At 66.8% G+C, this 13,099-nt stretch carries 17 protein-coding genes; 11 read left to right on the forward strand and 6 right to left on the reverse strand.

Annotated features, from left to right (window positions below):
• Nucleotides 1–897, reverse strand: a complete 897-nt coding sequence (locus tag JI664_RS15310) for a metal ABC transporter substrate-binding protein (protein ID WP_207014634.1) — start codon at nucleotides 895–897, stop codon at nucleotides 1–3.
• A gap of 198 nt (nucleotides 898–1,095) precedes the next feature.
• On the opposite strand from JI664_RS15310, the gene JI664_RS15315 reads away from it, so the two are divergent.
• Nucleotides 1,096–1,515 carry a Fur family transcriptional regulator gene (locus JI664_RS15315; protein ID WP_207014635.1) on the forward strand — a complete coding sequence of 140 codons (420 nt, stop codon included), beginning with the start codon at nucleotides 1,096–1,098 and terminating at the stop codon, nucleotides 1,513–1,515.
• Between the two features lie 57 nt (nucleotides 1,516–1,572).
• Nucleotides 1,573–2,817 carry an Hsp70 family protein gene (locus JI664_RS15320; protein ID WP_207014741.1) on the forward strand — a complete coding sequence of 415 codons (1,245 nt, stop codon included), beginning with the start codon at nucleotides 1,573–1,575 and terminating at the stop codon, nucleotides 2,815–2,817.
• A gap of 6 nt (nucleotides 2,818–2,823) precedes the next feature.
• On the opposite strand, the gene JI664_RS15325 is transcribed toward JI664_RS15320, so the two are convergent.
• Nucleotides 2,824–3,513, reverse strand: a complete 690-nt coding sequence (locus tag JI664_RS15325; RefSeq protein ID WP_207014636.1) for a DUF4336 domain-containing protein — start codon at nucleotides 3,511–3,513, stop codon at nucleotides 2,824–2,826.
• Nucleotides 3,514–3,580: 67 nt separating this feature from the next.
• Here JI664_RS15325 and JI664_RS15330 point away from each other — a divergent pair, with 67 nt between their 5' ends.
• Nucleotides 3,581–4,144, forward strand: a complete 564-nt coding sequence (locus JI664_RS15330) for a TetR/AcrR family transcriptional regulator (RefSeq protein ID WP_207014637.1) — start codon at nucleotides 3,581–3,583, stop codon at nucleotides 4,142–4,144.
• Here JI664_RS15330 and JI664_RS15335 read toward each other — a convergent pair.
• The gene (locus JI664_RS15335) at nucleotides 4,141–5,037 is read right to left on the reverse strand and encodes a LysR substrate-binding domain-containing protein (protein WP_207014638.1); all 897 of its coding nucleotides are present in this window, start codon (nucleotides 5,035–5,037) and stop codon (nucleotides 4,141–4,143) included. The genes JI664_RS15330 and JI664_RS15335 overlap by 4 nt on opposite strands.
• A 133-nt stretch (nucleotides 5,038–5,170) precedes the next feature.
• Between JI664_RS15335 and JI664_RS15340 the strand changes: the two genes are divergently transcribed.
• The 6 genes from JI664_RS15340 to JI664_RS15365 all read left to right on the forward strand — a co-directional run bounded on the left by JI664_RS15340 (nucleotide 5,171) and on the right by JI664_RS15365 (nucleotide 9,505).
• On the forward strand, nucleotides 5,171–5,557 hold the full coding sequence (locus JI664_RS15340) for a hypothetical protein (RefSeq protein ID WP_207014639.1): 387 nt from the start codon (nucleotides 5,171–5,173) through the stop codon (nucleotides 5,555–5,557).
• Nucleotides 5,558–5,698: 141 nt separating this feature from the next.
• A complete protein-coding gene (locus JI664_RS15345) occupies nucleotides 5,699–6,829 on the forward strand; it encodes a TauD/TfdA family dioxygenase (RefSeq protein ID WP_286174120.1) in 1,131 nt (376 codons plus the stop codon).
• A complete protein-coding gene (locus JI664_RS15350; RefSeq protein WP_207014641.1) occupies nucleotides 6,826–7,545 on the forward strand; it encodes a class II aldolase/adducin family protein in 720 nt (239 codons plus the stop codon). The genes JI664_RS15345 and JI664_RS15350 overlap by 4 nt, the downstream gene beginning before the upstream one ends.
• 143 nt (nucleotides 7,546–7,688) lie before the next feature.
• Nucleotides 7,689–8,594: a thioredoxin gene (gene trxA / locus JI664_RS15355; protein WP_207014642.1), complete on the forward strand. Its 906-nt coding sequence runs from the start codon at nucleotides 7,689–7,691 to the stop codon at nucleotides 8,592–8,594.
• A 48-nt stretch (nucleotides 8,595–8,642) separates the two neighbouring features.
• Complete coding sequence (locus tag JI664_RS15360; protein WP_207014643.1) at nucleotides 8,643–9,299, forward strand: LON peptidase substrate-binding domain-containing protein; 657 nt, start codon at nucleotides 8,643–8,645, stop codon at nucleotides 9,297–9,299.
• Nucleotides 9,299–9,505, forward strand: coding sequence for a Trm112 family protein (locus JI664_RS15365; RefSeq protein WP_207014644.1), 207 nt, complete (start codon nucleotides 9,299–9,301; stop codon nucleotides 9,503–9,505). Before JI664_RS15360 ends, JI664_RS15365 begins: the two co-directional genes overlap by 1 nt.
• Nucleotides 9,506–9,508: 3 nt before the next feature.
• Here JI664_RS15365 and JI664_RS15370 read toward each other — a convergent pair whose 3' ends face one another.
• Nucleotides 9,509–10,522 carry a P1 family peptidase gene (locus tag JI664_RS15370; protein WP_207014645.1) on the reverse strand — a complete coding sequence of 338 codons (1,014 nt, stop codon included), beginning with the start codon at nucleotides 10,520–10,522 and terminating at the stop codon, nucleotides 9,509–9,511.
• A 114-nt stretch (nucleotides 10,523–10,636) separates the two neighbouring features.
• Between JI664_RS15370 and JI664_RS15375 the strand changes: the two genes are divergently transcribed.
• Nucleotides 10,637–11,314: a GntR family transcriptional regulator gene (locus JI664_RS15375; RefSeq protein ID WP_207014646.1), complete on the forward strand. Its 678-nt coding sequence runs from the start codon at nucleotides 10,637–10,639 to the stop codon at nucleotides 11,312–11,314.
• Nucleotides 11,315–11,341: 27 nt separating this feature from the next.
• Here JI664_RS15375 and JI664_RS15380 read toward each other — a convergent pair whose 3' ends face one another.
• Nucleotides 11,342–11,566 carry a DUF4278 domain-containing protein gene (locus JI664_RS15380; protein WP_207014647.1) on the reverse strand — a complete coding sequence of 75 codons (225 nt, stop codon included), beginning with the start codon at nucleotides 11,564–11,566 and terminating at the stop codon, nucleotides 11,342–11,344.
• Nucleotides 11,567–11,749: 183 nt separating this feature from the next.
• On the opposite strand from JI664_RS15380, the gene JI664_RS15385 reads away from it, so the two are divergent.
• Nucleotides 11,750–12,367: a LysE family translocator gene (locus JI664_RS15385; protein ID WP_207014648.1), complete on the forward strand. Its 618-nt coding sequence runs from the start codon at nucleotides 11,750–11,752 to the stop codon at nucleotides 12,365–12,367.
• 2 nt (nucleotides 12,368–12,369) lie between these two features.
• On the opposite strand, the gene JI664_RS15390 is transcribed toward JI664_RS15385, so the two are convergent.
• Nucleotides 12,370–13,074 carry a Crp/Fnr family transcriptional regulator gene (locus tag JI664_RS15390; protein ID WP_207014649.1) on the reverse strand — a complete coding sequence of 235 codons (705 nt, stop codon included), beginning with the start codon at nucleotides 13,072–13,074 and terminating at the stop codon, nucleotides 12,370–12,372.
• Nucleotides 13,075–13,099 lie beyond the last annotated feature (25 nt).

Consider the following 13,099-nt stretch of genomic DNA (forward strand, 5'->3'; position numbering starts at 1 on the left):
TTACTCGGTTCCCGTCAGGCCGGTGACCACGGTCTCGGCGGTCACGCGCAGAAGATCCAGATAGGTGGGCACCGGGCCGCCCGCTTCGGACAGGCTGTCGACATAGAGCACACCGCCGAAGCGCGCGCCGGTTTCGCGGGCGACCTGTTCGGCGGGGGCGGTATTCACCGTGCTTTCGCAGAACACGACCGGGATGTCGTTGTCGCGGACCCCGTCGATCACGCTGCGCACCTGCCGGGGCGTGCCCATCTGGTCGCTGTTCATCGGCCACAGATACAGCTCTTGCAGGCCCAGATCGCGGGCGAGATAGGAAAACGCGCCTTCACATGTCACCAGCCAGCGCTGCTGTTCGGGCAGATCGTCAAGCTGGGCTGCGATGGGTTCGAGCGTCGCGCGCAGCTCGGCCTTGTAGGCTTCGGCATTGGCCAGATAGATCTCGGCATTGTCGGGGTCGTGTTCGGCAAAGGCGCGGGCGATGTTGTCGACATAGATCTGCGCGTTCGCCAGTCCCATCCACGCGTGCGGGTTCGCCAGCCCGTCGTAATCGCCGCCCGAAATCGAGATCGGCGCGATGCCGTCCGTCAGCGTGACCGAGGGTACGTCGCCCAGATTGTCGAGGAATTGAGAGAACCACAGTTCAAGGTTCAGCCCGTTCCACAGGATGAGGTCCGCCCCATGCGCGCGCACCAGATCGCGCGGCGTGGGCTGGTAGCCGTGAATCTCGGCGCCGGGTACCGTGACCGACACGACCTCGGCTGCATCACCCGCGACGTTGCGGGCCATGTCGGCGAGAATGGTGAAGGTGGTGACCACCTTCATCGGCTCGGCACTGGCCCCCGTGGCGCCGAGGCCGATCAGGGCGGTGGTGGCGAAGAGGCGGACGATACGTCCCGGCATGGTGTCTCCTGAAGGCTCAGTTGCGAGAAGGTCGCAAAAACGATGATTCGACACGAACCCTAACAGGTCGCTTGACGGTTACAACTGCGAATTAGTCGCATTAAAGAAATTCCCGCCCTTCGTGACGCCCTCCCGGGGCCATGTTAAGGTGACCCCTGCGGCGCTCCGGTGCCTCTGACGACCAGCGAGCGCGACTTCATGACCCAAACCGCCCCGTCCTCTCTTGCCCTTCGCATCAAGCAGGCGGGCCTGCGGCTGACGGCGCCGCGCCGGGTGATCCTGCAGGTGCTCGACAGCGCCGACGATCACCCCGATGTCGAGGAACTGCACCGCCGCGCGCAAGCGATCGAGCCGGGGATTTCCATCGCCACCGTTTACCGCACCATGAACGCGCTGGCCGAGCACGGGCTGATCGAGCGCCAGCGCTTCGACGATGGCCGCACCCGGTACGAGGCCGTGCCCGAAGAGCATCACGACCACTTCATCGATGTCGAAACCGGGCAGGTGGTCGAATTCCGCTCGGACGAGATCGAGCGCCTGCAACAGGACATCGCCCGCGCGCATGGTTTCGAGATCGTCAGTCACCGGCTGGATATTTTCGTCCGCCGCAAGCGCTGAACGGGTTGCACCCGCGCGCCTTGCGTCATAGGCAGCGCGCCTTGCGATTTCGGGATGATGTACATGACCACGTTGGCGATTGATTTCGGCACGTCGAATTCGGCGGTTGCCCTGTTGGAAGACGGCAAGATCCGGCGCCTGCCGGTCGAGCAGGGATCGGATACCCTGCCTACCGCTGTGTTCTTCCCCGCCGACCGGGGCGCGATGATGATCGGCGCGGCGGCGGGCGAGGCACTGATCGCCGGGGAAGAGGGCCGCTATATGCGGGCGCTGAAAAGCGTGCTGGGCACCGCGCTGTTGCACGAATCGCGGTTGATCGGCGGCAAGCGGCGGACGCTGTCGGATATCGTCACCGAGTTCCTGTCCGCTCTGCGCCAGCGGGCCGAAGCCGCCACCGGCCAGACGCTGACCCGCGCGCTGTCGGGCCGTCCGGTGCATTTCCATACCAACGACGCCACCCGCGACGCACAGGCCGAGGCCGATCTGCGCGCCTGCTACCATGCTGCCGGTTTCACGCAGGTGGATTTCCTGCCCGAACCCGAAGCCGCCGCGCTGGCCAGCCACGGGCTGAGCGGCGAGACGGGCCTCGGGCTGATCGTCGATATCGGCGGCGGTACGTCGGATTTCACGGTGTTTCGCAATGACGGCGGACGCCCGCGCATTCTGGCCAGCCACGGGATCCGGCTGGGCGGCACCGATTTCGACCATGCCGTGTCGATGGCCCATGCGATGCCGCTTCTGGGGCTGGGTGGCGAACTGCGCCGCGAGATGGGCGAGGGACGGCTACCGGTGCCGCGCGCGCCCTATCTCGACCTGTCGACCTGGGCGAAGATCCCGTTCCTGTATGCGCCCGACACGCGGCGCATGGTGGCCGATATGGTCAAGATGGCGGTTGAGCCGAAGCCCATGCAGCGGTTCCAGACCGTGCTGAACGAGGAACTGGGTCACGATCTGGCTTTCGCGGTCGAGCGCGGCAAGATCGCCGCCAATGGCCGTGACGGGCAGGGCCGGATCGACATGGGCGAGATCGAGCGCGGGCTCACGGCGCTGGTGACGCATTCCAGCCTCGACGCCGCGCTCAGGGGCTACCGCGACGATCTGCGCGCCGCCGCTGCCGAAACGCTGGTCATGGCCGATTGCGCGCCCGAGACGCTGGATAGTGTGATCCTTGTTGGCGGCTCGTCCCTGATGCAGCTTGTCACTGACGAGATGCGCGCGCTCTGCCCCGGCGCCGAGATCCGCACGAGCGAGGCCTTCACCGCCGTGGTGGACGGGCTGGCACTGGCGACGGGCGATGCTTGAGGGGCGTTAGTCCCTCAGCCAGCCGAAAGCCTGCTCAAGGACCATATCCGCCCCTTTGGTCACGGGCGTTCCATGCGCCATCACCACCCGCTGGGCGGGCCACGACAGGATCTTGTCCGCGGCATAGCGCGCCGTTGCGCGGTCCCTCAGCGCCAGCCGGAACTTGCGCGGCATGGTGGGCCGGACTTCGGTCATCAGGTCCAGCCGGGCGATCAGTCCGCGCCAGCCGCGATGCCATCCTGCCGGGAATTGCTGGATGAAATCGGTCAGCAGGACGGTGCCGCTGGGCCGGTGAAAGAACACCACCTCATCGGTGATCGCGCTGCGCAGAACGACCTGATCCATGTCCCGCGCCCAGACCGGCGGCGCCGTGTCGCACAGCGTTTCGGCAAAGGCCAGATCGGGATGCGCCCGGGCGATGCCGGGGGCGGGGTGCAGGGTGGCCGCGGGCCAAGCCACTGCCCAGTCACCAAGGAACGTGTCGTGCAGGCTGTTGGGCGCGATCACATGCGCAATACGGCCCAGCCCGGCCAGATCTGCGCGCAGGGTGTCGGTCAGTGCGACGGGCGACCAGACAACCAGATCGCCGCTTCCAAGCCGGATAACCGCCATCCGCGTCGGATAGCGAAACCCCAGCGCGGCGGTGACCACGGGGCCGTCGGAAAGCCAGATCTGCGGGCCGAAAGCGGTGAGCATGACGCGGTCCTTTCATCCCCGCAGGATAAGGACTGGCACCGATTACACAAGTGTGTAAATTGAGCCTATGACCCGCCGTGCCCAAACCCGGATCGCGATTCTCGATGCCGCCGAGCAGGCGTTCCGCGACCACGGCTATGGCGCGACCGCGATGGAGGACATCGCCCGGCGCGCGGGCGTGGTGCGCAAGACGCTCTACAATGCTTTCGCCTCGAAAGAGTACATCGCCGAGCATCTGGTCCAGCGGGCCGAGGCAGCCTCGGAGCCGCTCTATCGCCACCGGATCGCGGCGGGCGAAGACGCGCTGGCGCTGCTGGCCGAGATGCTGACCGACAGCGCCGGGTGGTGCCTGCAATCCCCCGAACTTGCCGCCTTCGCGTTGTCGCCCCGGATCCGTCCCGCCGCCGAGCCCCCGGCAGACGGGCCCTCCTTTCAGCGCATCATCCGCGATACCATCGCCGCGGGGCAGGCGCAGGGACAGATACGGCGCGATGAGGATGCGGGGTTTCTGGCGCTCATGCTGCTAGGGATCTACGCACAGCACATGACCTCGGTTCTGGCGGGCGCCGCATTCGATCCGGGGCAGATCCGGCGTATTCTGCGGGTGCTGGTCGAGGGGATCGGCGCCTAGCTGCCGTCGCGCCCGGTGATCTCGGTCAGCCAGTCCAGAAAGGCCTGCGCCCCATGCGAGAGCCGTTCCGCGGCGGTGACGTAATAGGCGGTGCCCATGTCGATCGCGCCGCCCGGCCATTCCTTCAGCGCGCCGTCGCTCACCAGCCGCGCGGTGATCGAGCGCCAGCCCAGCATCAGCCCGCGCCCGTCCAGCGCCGCCTGCGCGCCCTGCACGTAATTGTTGAAGCTCTGACCGCCCAGCCTCTGGCGGGCGATGCCGCGCGTCAGCAGGTAATCCTCCCACCCGGCCCAATGCTGGTTGTTGGGGCTGCGCACATGGATCAGCGGCGCGTGGTCCAGCCCGGTCCCGGCAGCCAGCAGGTCGTCGACAAGCTTCACGGTGCCCACGGGACAGATTTCTTCGTGGAACAGCAACCGCGTCACGCCTTCGCGCCAGCCGCCGGTGCCATAGCGCACGGCAATGTCGATGCCGGGCGCCAGCGTCGGCAGATCGCTGGGCGGGGCCTGTACGTTGACGGCGATATCGGGGAAGCGGGCGTAGAAATCCGACAGTCGGGGCATCAGCCAATAGGTCGCCATGCCCAGCGTGCAGCTGACGGTGACATGCCGGTCCTCGCGGCCACTGAGCGCGCGGATATCCTCGATCGCCGCCGCGATCTGGCCCAGCCCGCCGCGCACCGCGCGCGCCAGAAGGTGCCCCGCATCGGTCAGGCTGGCCGGGCGCGTCCCCCGGTTCAGCAGCTTGGTGCCGACATCGTCTTCCAGCATCTGCAGGGCCTGACTGACGGCGGGCTGGCTGACATTCAGCACCGCCGCCGCCTCGCGCATCGAGCCCAGCCGCGAGACGGCCTCGAAAGTGACAAGCAGACGAAGCGGGGGCAGGCGTTCCATGGCTGTATCCGGCTGGTGGCGGGACCAGCCTGTCGCGAAATCGCGGCGGGTGAAAGGGACAAGTGCGCTGTCACTCCCAAGACTGGACGGCTGACGCCAAGGCGGGCAGGGTAGGGACATCGCGGGAGGAAACATGCGCAAGATATTCTGGACGACCGTCACCCTCGGTTTCTTCGCGGCTCCTGCATGGGCCGGGCCTTTCGATGGCGTCTGGGATGGCTCGGGGGCGCAATGCCAGCGGGCGATGTCCGACGGGCGCGTGACCGTGTCGGAAACCGCGCTCGCGTTCTGGGAAACCCACTGCACGCTGTCGAACCCGACCGCTATTCGCGACATGCCGGACGCCATGCTCTATGACGCCGCCTGTTCGGGCGAAGGCGAGACGTGGGCGTCGCGCGTCCTGCTGGCGCGGCTAAGCTTCGGCGGCGACCGGCTGCTGATCCTGATGGGCGGGGTCGAGACGATCCGCCAGCGCTGCGACGCGCCGCCGGTATCGGGCCCCGATGGGCTCAAAGGTTAAGCCGGGACTTAACTTATCTTCAGCCGATCCCGCCTGTTTCGTCCCTGATCCGCATGAGATGCTGCGCGCAATCGGCCCGTGTTTTCGGGCCTGTCGCCAAGCGCCTGCAACCCTCAGCGAACGAGATCCGCGATGAATATCATGACCGCCCCCCCGGCCGCCGTCGAGCTGAAAGACCACGGGGTCGATGTCCGTCTGAGCGACGGGGCAATGCACTATTTCAACGCCTATTGGCTGCGCGACAACGATCCGACCTCGTTCAGCCCGATGACGCGCGAGCGCAGTTTCGACATTTTCCATCTCGACGCGGCCCCGGTGGTCGACAGCGCCGAGATCGACGGCGATGCCCTGATCCTGCGCTGGGCGAGCGAGGATCACGTCACCCGGATGCCGTTGTCATGGCTCGAGAGCTTCAGGAATGGTGCGCGCCGCCCCGATCCCGCCGATCTGCCGCGCAAAGCGTGGTATGCCGACCATTACCCCGCGATCCCGCGTTTCAGCTTTGATGCGCTGATGACCGAGCCGGGCCAGCGCGCGGCATGGATCGAGGCGCTGATCGTCGACGGGCTGGCCATCGTCACCGACATGCCCGACACGAATGAGGCGCTGACGCAGACCGCCAACCTGATGGGCGCGGTTCGGCCGACGTTTTTCGGCGATTATTTCGACGTCTACACCCATATCAACCCCACCAACACGGCCTATACCGCTGGCCCGCTGGAACTGCACACCGACACCCCGGCCGAGGAATTCGCGCCCGGCATCCAGTTTCTGCACTGCCGCCGCAACTCGGTTCAAGGGGGCGAGAGCCTGTATGCCGATGGCGTTGCCGTGGCGAACGATTTCCGCAAGCGCGATCCGCGCGGGTTCGAGCTGCTGTCGACCGTCGACGTGCCGTTCTTCTGCGAGCATGACAGCTACGACATGCGTTCTCGCCAGACGGTAATCGAGCTGGACCGCTACGGCGAGGTGTCGGGCCTGACGATCAGCCAGCATATGCTGGACCTGCTGGACCTCGATCAGCATCTTCTGGACGAGTATTATCCCGCCTTCTGCCGTTTCGGCAAAATGCTGCAGGAAGAGAAATACGTGATGCGCTTCATGATGAAGGCGGGCGAGTGCATGGTGTTCGACAATCACCGCATCGTGCATGGTCGCGCGGGATATGTGGCGACCTCGGGCGAGCGGTTCCTGCGCGGCACCTATGCCGACCGGGCCGAGATGCGCTCGACCTACCGCGCGCTGGTCAGCGAGGGGCGGTTCAAGGCATGAGAGATCTGATCGATTCCGAAGCCACTCTGCGCGAAGACCTCGCGGCTGCGTTTCGCATCACCCACAGGCTGGGCTGGAGCGAAAGCGTCGGCAACCATTTCAGTGCGGCCCTGTCCGAGGACGGCAAGCGGTTCCTCCTAAACCCGCGCTGGCAGCATTTCGCCACGATCGGCCCCGACGACCTGCTGGACCTGCATTCCGACGATACCGGCGTGCTGGACCGACCCGACGCGCCCGATGCTTCGGCGTGGTGCATTCACGGGGCGATCCACCGGGCCCTGCCGCGCGCGCGCGTGATCCTGCATGTCCATTCGCCCTATGCCACGGCGCTGGCTTGTCTTGCCGATCCGACGATGCTGCCCCTCGACAACAATACCTGCCGTTTCTTCGGGCGCATGGCCTATGACCTCGATTTCGGCGGCATCGCCGATGCCGAAGAGGAAGGCGCGCGCATCGCGGCCTCGCTGGGGGACAAGGATGTTCTGCTGATGGGCAATCACGGCGTGACCTTCATCGCCCCCACCGTTGCCGCCGCGTTCGAGGATCTGTATTTCTTCGAAAAGGCCGCGCAGACGATGATCCTGACCCGCTCGACCGGGCAGCCGCTGGCGGTTCTGTCGGACGCGGTCGCACAACACACGGCAGACGGGTGGCGGGCCTATGCGGGCATGGCCGAGCGTCATTTCGACTGGCTGAAATCTCAGGTCCCGCTCTGACGCCGCCGCTTCGGGGCGCGCGATGAACAGACCGCTGCCCGCAAGGGCGGCGGTCCTTGCCATTTGAGCGCAGCAACATTTGCCTCTTGGATCACGCGGCCCGCGACCGCATATAGGGGGCAACACAACGCTGAGAGGATGCCATGCTGGGCAATTTGGATGCCGCGCCGCAAGCGGGCGACTGGATCAAGGACACAAGCGAAGCCACCTTCCTGGCCGACGTGGTCGAGGCCAGCCAGGAGGTTCCGGTCATCGTCGATTTCTGGGCGCCGTGGTGCGGCCCCTGCAAGCAGCTTGGCCCGGCGCTGGAAGCCGCCGTCACCGCCGCCAAGGGCAAGGTGAAGATGGTCAAGGTCAATGTCGACGAGAACCAGAACATCGCCGCCCAGCTGCGCATTCAGTCGATCCCCACGGTCTATGCCTTCTTCCAAGGCCAGCCGGTCGATGCGTTCCAGGGCGCGCTGCCGCCGTCCGAGCTGAAAACCTTCGTCGACAAGCTTGCCGCGATGGGCGGCGAGGATGATGGCCTTGGCGCGGCGCTGGACGAGGCCGAGACGATGCTGTCCGAAGGCGCGCTTGCCGATGCCAGCGAAGTCTTCGCCGCCGTTCTGGCCGAAGAGCCCGAGAATCCCCGCGCGCTGGGCGGTCTGGCGCGGGCGCAGATCGCTGCCGGCTCGCTCGATCAGGCCGAGGCGCTGATCAACAACGCCCCCGCCGCCATCGCCACGGCGCAAGAAGTCGAAGCGGCGCGCGCGCAGCTGGCGCTGGCGCGGCAGGCCGAGAATGCGGGCCCGGTGGACGAGCTTCGCGCCGTTCTGGCCGACGCGCCCGACAACCATCAGGCGCGCTTCGATCTGGCGCAGGCGCTGCATGCCAAGGGCGACGTGGCCGAGGCGATCGACGAATTGCTCGAACTTTTCCGCCGTGACCGCGAGTGGAACGATGGCGCGGCAAAGAGCCAGCTCTTCACGATTTTCGAAGCGCTGAAGCCGAACGATCCGCTGGCCGCGAAGGGCCGTCGCCGCCTGTCGTCGATGATCTTCGCATAACCGCGCCGGACCCTTTGCCGGATGCCCGGCGCGCACTATGTCAGGGGAATGCTGACCGCGACCGACCTCCCCGACACGCTCGCTCTGTTCCCTTTGCCGGGCGCGCTGCTTTTGCCGCGCGCCAAGCTGCCCCTGCATATCTTCGAGCCGCGCTATCTGCAGATGATCGAGGATTGCATGGCCACGCAGCACCGGCTGATCGGCATGATCCAGCCGCGACCCACGCCCTCGGGCGGTGGTGAGCGGTTGCATGTCATCGGTTGCGCCGGGCGGCTGACGGCGATGTCGGAAACCGAAGACGGGCGTTACATGATCACCCTGACCGGGGTCAGCCGCTTCCGTATCCTGGCCGAGCAGACCGATACCGCGATGCCCTATCGGCAGGCGCGGGTGGACTGGTCGGATTTCGCGTCCGATCTGGGCCATGCCGAGCGCGATCCGGCGCTTGATCGCGATGGCTTCATGGCGCTGCTCAACCGCTATTTCGAGGCGATGTCGCTGTCCACCGAATGGGACAGCCTGAAAGAGGCCGAGGACGAGCTGTTGATCAACGCGCTGGCGATGCTCTGCCCTTTCCCGCCCGAAGAGCGGCAGGCGCTGCTGGAAGCGCCGTCGCTGACCACCCGGCGCGAGACGCTGGTGACCTTGATGGAATTCGCGATGCGCGGCGGGCGCGGCGCCGAAAGCAACGACAGGATGCAGTGATGGGCGAACTTGGCGGCGCGGCGCAGGACAAGGGCCCCCGGGCCGAACGGCACATGCTTGAATCGCTGGTTTGTCCGGTGACGCAGGGCCAGCTTAGATACGATGCCAACGCGCAGGAACTGATCTCGACCACCGCGCATCTGGCCTTTCCGATCCGCAACGGTATTCCCATCATGCTGGCCTCTGAGGCGCGCGAGCTGGACTGACTTTCAGTCGAACCGTTCGCGCCATGTGGGCAGGACATCGCCCGGCATCGGGCGCGCCGCGTGGATCGCGCGGGCGATGGCCCGGCTCAGCGTGAGCGCCGTAGCATGGCCTAGCTCCAGCGCCGCGCCTTCGGGCAGCTCGCGCTGCCCGGTGGATACCGCGAATACCAGATCCCCGTCATGCGGCGTATGCGCCGGCACGATCGCGCGCGCCAGCCCGTCATGCGCGGATGTGGCCAGCCGCGTCGCCTGTGGCTTGGTCAGCACGGCGTCGGTGGCGACGATGGCGATGGTCGTGGCCTCGCCCAGCCGCTTGATCGGCGGCGGGACCATGGCCGCAGGCGCGGATTCGATGCCCAGCCCACCGAATTCGGCGCCGATCTCGAAAGGCGCCGCCCAGAAGCGCGCGCCGTCTCCGACCGTGACGCTGCCCAAGGCATTGACCGCAACCAGCGCCCCCACCGTGATGCCCGAGGGCAGTACCTGCGAGGCCGACCCCAGCCCGCCTTTCAGCCCCGCGACCAGCGCGCCGGTGCCAGCGCCCTCGGATCCCAGCGCGAAATCCGCGCCGCAGGCGGCCAGCGCCCCGCGCCCGAGCCGGGGATAGGGGTTTTCGGCCCAGCCCTTGTCGCCGCCATTGATCAGGTCAAACAGGATCGCACCGGGCACGATCGGCACGCGCGCGGGACCGACGGCAAAGCCGCGCCCCTGCGCGGCCAGCGCATCCATCACCCCCTGCGCTGCGGCCAGCCCGAAGGCCGAGCCACCCGACAACACCAGCGCATCCACCGCCTGCACCATCTTGTCGGGGGCCAGAAGATCGGTCTCGCGCGTGCCCGGGGCGCCGCCCATGACATGCACCCCCGCCACCATCGGCGCGTCGCCCAACAGCACCGTGACCCCGGTCTTGATCGCGTCGTCGCGGGCATTGCCGACGCTCAGGCCGGGAACGTCAGTGATCAGATTGCGCGCGCCGGGGCGATAGGCACTGCTGTCCTGTGGGCGTTGGGCGGTCATCCGGGCCTCCTGTTTGTGCAGCCACGCTATGCGCGCATTGCCGCAGCGTAAACGTCTAGGCAGGTTCGGTTATCTGCGATAGCGTCCGATTTTGATCAGATTATCGCGGATCTCATGACCTCGAACGACACCGTCGCCCCGGGATTGCCCGGAAAGCTGCCCGAACACGAGGCCACCTACCGCCGTCTGCGCGACATGGCGATCTTTGGCGAGCTGGTGCCGGGGCAGAAGGTGACGCTTCAGGGCATCACCGCGCAGCTTGGGGCGGGTATGACCCCGGTGCGCGAGGCGATCCGTCGCCTGACCGCCGAGGGCGCGCTGGTGCTGCACGAAAACCGTCGCGTATCGGTGCCCCGGCTGACGCCGTCGCAGGCCGATGAGCTGGCCTTTGCCCGGCTGGCGCTGGAACCGCGACTGGCCGAGCTGGCGCTCGCCAGGCTGAGCCGCGATCAGATCGACGGGCTCGAAGCCGTCGATGCCGAGATCGACGCGGCCATCGCCACCGATGATGTCCGGGGCTATCTGGCGGGGAATTACCGCTTTCATTTCATGCTCTATGACGCGGCCGAGGCGCCGATCCTGACTTCGCTCACCCGGTCGCTGTGGCTGCGCTTCGCGCCCTCGCTGCGGGTGGTGATGACCTCGGAGAACGAGATCGGCCCGGATCGCCACAAGGACGCCATCGCCGCGATGCGCGCGGGCGATGCCGGGGCGCTGGCCGCGGCGATCGACGCCGATATTCGGCAGGGGATCGACCGCGTGCGCAGCGATCTGCAGGCACTGTCCGACTGACGCGGCGCAGGCCGCGTCTGGGCGGCATCACGCGGGCAGGGCACCCAGAACGGGCATCGCGGCCTGCGACAGGGCGGCACCCGCCGAATGGGACACACCACGATAGCACATCATGGTCTGGGGCGCGGCCGCTTTCAGCGTCTGGCGCTGCGACAGGAAGCGGATGCCGCGATAGATCATCGGCGTCGGGGACGTCGGGGTTTGGGGCTTCTGGCCGTCATGTTCGATGCCGCGATAGATGAGCGTGGTCATGGGTCTGGTCCTTTGCGTTGATGTGAGTAGCTGCGGGTTTGCAGCGACGAGACCACCCTGCCGCCAATCGCCGTTCCGCGCTGTGAACACGATCACAGGGTCCGGGCTTTGGCCTGTGACCGCGTTCACAGCGTTCCTTTCCAGACCATGAGAGACCTCCCGCAACGAAAGCGGGAGGCTCATATGACACCGGAAACCTGGATCACTCTGGCGATGGCGAATTTCGTGGCCTCGGTCGCGCCCGGTCAGAACGTGGCGCTGGTCGGCGCGTCGACGGCGCGGGCCGGAAGCGCGGGCGGGTTGCTGGCGGTTCTCGGTATCCTGTTGGCCGAACTGAGCTGGTCGATCCTTGCGTTGTTCATGGCGCTCGGCGCGCGGGGCGTCGATCCGGCGCTGATGCTGGCGCTGCAACTGGCGAGCGGCTCGGTTCTGATTGTGTCGGGGCTGAAGGTTCTGCGCGCAGTTCCGGCAGAGGCACGGCATGCGGCTGATGGACCCTGCTCAGCCATTCGCATTGTCGCCAATGGCGTCTGGATCGGCGCGGCGAATCCGATGGCGCTGGTCTTCTTTCTGTCCCTCTTTCCCGGCTTCGTTGCTGCCGGCGCCGAGACCGTGGTGCTGAGCGACCTTGTGCTGTTTTACGGCTCGGCGGTCGTGGCCTCGGCGGCGGCGGGGCTGATGCCCTATCTGGTGGTGTCGAACGCGCTTGTCCGGTTCGGTCTGGCACGGCTTCTGGGCTATGCCTCGGGCGCGGCACTTCTGGTGGTGGGTCTGTCGGCCATGGCGTTGGGCGTGCTGTAACGCTAACGACCGTCCACCGCGCCCGCTGCACGCGCGGCGAGGGCGGCCAGATCGGGGATCACGAACAGGCCGTTTTCCTGCGTCACGACGCGGTCCTGCGCCATCGCCGCCAGCCGTTTGTTCACCGCCTCGCGCGTGACCCCCAGCATCTGCGCCAGATCGGTTTGCGAGAATTTCCGCAAGAAGACCGCGCCATCCCCGTTCAGCGTGGCATGCGAGAGCGCCAGATCGTGCAGTTTCCGCGCGAGCCGACGGTCGAGGCTGACAAAGGCAAAGCCGCCCAGCGTATCGGTATCGCGCCTAAGCAATTCGCACAGAAGCTGGATCAGGTGCCGGGCCAGTCCGATATCGTGCTTTAGCACCGCATCGAGTGCCCGGCGCGGCGTGACAAGGCATTCGCTGTCTTCCAGTGCCGAGGCATTCGCGCTGCGGGGCAGGCCGTCGAGCAGGGCGATCTCGCCGAACGGTTCGCCCGGCTCGCGCAGGGTCAGGGTCAGTTCGCGCCCCTCGGGGTCTGCCAGCCAGATCCGCACCAGCCCCGACAGCACGACATGCAGCCCGTCTTCGTCGTCGCCCTTGAAGAACAGGGGCGCGCCGGCGGGGATGCGTTTGACGTGGCTGCCATCGGCCAGCGTCCGGATGCTGTGCGCATCCGCCCCGGCAAACAGATAGCAGTTGCGGATCGCGTCGATGATGTCTTCGCGCATGGGATTCCCAGTGTCGGGCGATACG

The sequence above is a fragment of the Rhodobacter sp. NTK016B genome (assembly GCF_017303295.1).
GTDB lineage: Bacteria > Pseudomonadota > Alphaproteobacteria > Rhodobacterales > Rhodobacteraceae > Pararhodobacter.

Coding starts and splice junctions, on each gene's coding strand:
- JI664_RS15370 (WP_207014645.1), bottom strand. CDS start 10,522: ATGACCGCCCAACGCCCACAGGACAGCAGTGCCTATCGCCCCGGCGCG.
- JI664_RS15330 (WP_207014637.1), top strand. CDS start 3,581: ATGACCCGCCGTGCCCAAACCCGGATCGCGATTCTCGATGCCGCCGAG.
- trxA (WP_207014642.1), top strand. CDS start 7,689: ATGCTGGGCAATTTGGATGCCGCGCCGCAAGCGGGCGACTGGATCAAG.
- JI664_RS15390 (WP_207014649.1), bottom strand. CDS start 13,074: ATGCGCGAAGACATCATCGACGCGATCCGCAACTGCTATCTGTTTGCC.
- JI664_RS15325 (WP_207014636.1), bottom strand. CDS start 3,513: ATGCTCACCGCTTTCGGCCCGCAGATCTGGCTTTCCGACGGCCCCGTG.
- JI664_RS15365 (WP_207014644.1), top strand. CDS start 9,299: ATGGGCGAACTTGGCGGCGCGGCGCAGGACAAGGGCCCCCGGGCCGAA.
- JI664_RS15360 (WP_207014643.1), top strand. CDS start 8,643: ATGCTGACCGCGACCGACCTCCCCGACACGCTCGCTCTGTTCCCTTTG.
- JI664_RS15350 (WP_207014641.1), top strand. CDS start 6,826: ATGAGAGATCTGATCGATTCCGAAGCCACTCTGCGCGAAGACCTCGCG.
- JI664_RS15345 (WP_286174120.1), top strand. CDS start 5,699: ATGACCGCCCCCCCGGCCGCCGTCGAGCTGAAAGACCACGGGGTCGAT.
- JI664_RS15380 (WP_207014647.1), bottom strand. CDS start 11,566: ATGACCACGCTCATCTATCGCGGCATCGAACATGACGGCCAGAAGCCC.
- JI664_RS15335 (WP_207014638.1), bottom strand. CDS start 5,037: ATGGAACGCCTGCCCCCGCTTCGTCTGCTTGTCACTTTCGAGGCCGTC.
- JI664_RS15375 (WP_207014646.1), top strand. CDS start 10,637: ATGACCTCGAACGACACCGTCGCCCCGGGATTGCCCGGAAAGCTGCCC.
- JI664_RS15385 (WP_207014648.1), top strand. CDS start 11,750: ATGACACCGGAAACCTGGATCACTCTGGCGATGGCGAATTTCGTGGCC.
- JI664_RS15310 (WP_207014634.1), bottom strand. CDS start 897: ATGCCGGGACGTATCGTCCGCCTCTTCGCCACCACCGCCCTGATCGGC.
- JI664_RS15340 (WP_207014639.1), top strand. CDS start 5,171: ATGCGCAAGATATTCTGGACGACCGTCACCCTCGGTTTCTTCGCGGCT.
- JI664_RS15320 (WP_207014741.1), top strand. CDS start 1,573: ATGTACATGACCACGTTGGCGATTGATTTCGGCACGTCGAATTCGGCG.
- JI664_RS15315 (WP_207014635.1), top strand. CDS start 1,096: ATGACCCAAACCGCCCCGTCCTCTCTTGCCCTTCGCATCAAGCAGGCG.